The following is a 1,696-nucleotide window of genomic DNA, read 5'->3' as shown; positions in this document are numbered from 1 at the left end:
TTTTTAGCTTTCGCAGTAATGCTAATGTAGGGTGTGTTGTCGCGCAGCGCAACGCACCACCACAAATTCTATAAGTAAGTCGGCGCTAATATTTCAAACTATGTTACGAAATCTTAATGTAGGGTGTGTTGTCGCGCAGCGCAACGCACCGCCACAAGTTCTAGGAATTCCTTACCTCATTTTTGATGAAAGTCCTAGAACATGCCGCAAGCTGGCTATCAGAGCGGCGATCGCACTTCAATTTTACATTTTCCTGTTACACAATCTAGCTGGCCATCAGCTTATCTGAGTTTTGAAGCGTAGTGCGAGCGTCTCGCTCGCGTAATACATGAGAGCGAGCTTTCCGACCTGCAATACAAAATAAAACTGAGATGCTTCCATCAAACGATGTAGAGACATTACAGTTACACGTAACGTCTCTACAAGTAGTGAGATATAAGTAGGGTGGGCATTGCCTACACTATTTTGACGGAACCTGTAAACCACGGCGCTCTATCAATCTACGCACTTCAGGGCTTGGCTGGTAATTGTAGCCAAATGAGGAGCGTTCTGAATCATCCATGATCTGAGGTGTCAGCAACACGACCACCTCATTGCGCTGGTTAGTTTTGCTTGTCTTTCTAAACAAAGAACCAAGCAGTGGAATGTCTCCCAAGATGGGAAACTTAGATACACTTACTCGGTCTGAATCTTGAATAATACCTGATAGTATTAGTGTCTGACCATCTCTGAGGCGAATTACCCCTGATTGTAGGCTTCTTTGTGCTAATAGAGAAATTGCTCCGTCAGGAGTTGATGTTGTGCCGCTGAGGGCAGACACAGTAGGCGCAACAGACAAGGAAACAAAACCATTATCATCAATACGCTCAATCTTAATTGCGACGGTTAGACCTGCATCTTTAATGATTGGCTTTCTAGTAGAGTTGGATGCAGCGTTAGCTCCAGTTTGTGTATTTTGTGTTGATATTTCAAGACCTCCATAAACTTCTGCTGTTAACTTGACTACCGCTTGCTGCCCCTCTTGTACTGTAAGAGTTGGGTCGGTCAAAATTTTGGCATTACCATTAGTCACTTGAGCTTGCAAACTAGCTAGTAAACGCTTGGGAAACTGGTATAAGGAAGGGAGAGCTGCAGTCGCCGTACCCAAAATACCTTGTGTTACTTGTGCTTTACCAGTTGTAGGATCAATGGTTACAATATTATCTGTTGCTGGAGTGATATCAGAAAAACCTGGTTGTAAAGGGTTTCCAATAGGTGAAATAGGTTTATAAAATGTTCCACTTCCTGGGTTTTGAGTAGTCCGAGTGTTACCATTAGCATCTACGACTGTTGTACCTGGTGTAGTTCCTGGAATACTGACAGAATTATTTGGGTCATAGAAGGGAGCGGCTGAACCATATGGATTTTCAATAGTTGGTGTACTAGTTATACTACCTGCTAACTCACTACCAGTAGCTGGTCTAGAACCCCCGAAATTCATAGATGCTGCACCGCCATCGTTAACAAAGTAGTTATTCCCAATACCAAAGGAAAAACTAGAGTTAAAGTCATGAGTTCCCAAGAGGTTAACATCTATCACTTTAATGTTGACTGCTACCTGACGACGACGGACATCGAGATTAGTTAGTTGAGCAATAGCAATATCAATTAACCTAGAATTTCCAACTAAGGTAATAGAATTAGTCCTTTCATCTCC

At 42.7% G+C, this 1,696-nt stretch carries 2 protein-coding genes; one reads left to right on the top strand and one right to left on the bottom strand.

Translation table 11 applies throughout. From position 1 onward, the window contains the following. The first annotated feature begins 100 nt into the window (after positions 1–100). Positions 101–289, top strand: coding sequence for a hypothetical protein (locus tag G4P69_RS37955; RefSeq protein WP_208339565.1), 189 nt, complete (start codon positions 101–103; stop codon positions 287–289). A gap of 171 nt (positions 290–460) precedes the next feature. Here the strand turns inward: G4P69_RS37955 and G4P69_RS37950 are convergent. Continuing rightward, the coding region (locus G4P69_RS37950; RefSeq protein WP_390694070.1) for a type II secretion system protein GspD at positions 461–1,696 on the bottom strand (1,236 nt) is incomplete at its 5' end.

It is taken from the genome of Aetokthonos hydrillicola CCALA 1050 (assembly GCF_017591665.1).
Classification (GTDB): Bacteria; Cyanobacteriota; Cyanobacteriia; order Cyanobacteriales; family Nostocaceae; genus Aetokthonos; species Aetokthonos hydrillicola.
This window is presented reverse-complemented; position numbering and strand designations above follow the sequence as displayed.

What these genes read in the sequence shown, in the direction of transcription:
- G4P69_RS37955 (WP_208339565.1), top strand. Translation starts at nt 101, where the DNA reads ATGTTACGAAATCTTAATGTAGGGTGTGTTGTCGCGCAGCGCAACGCA.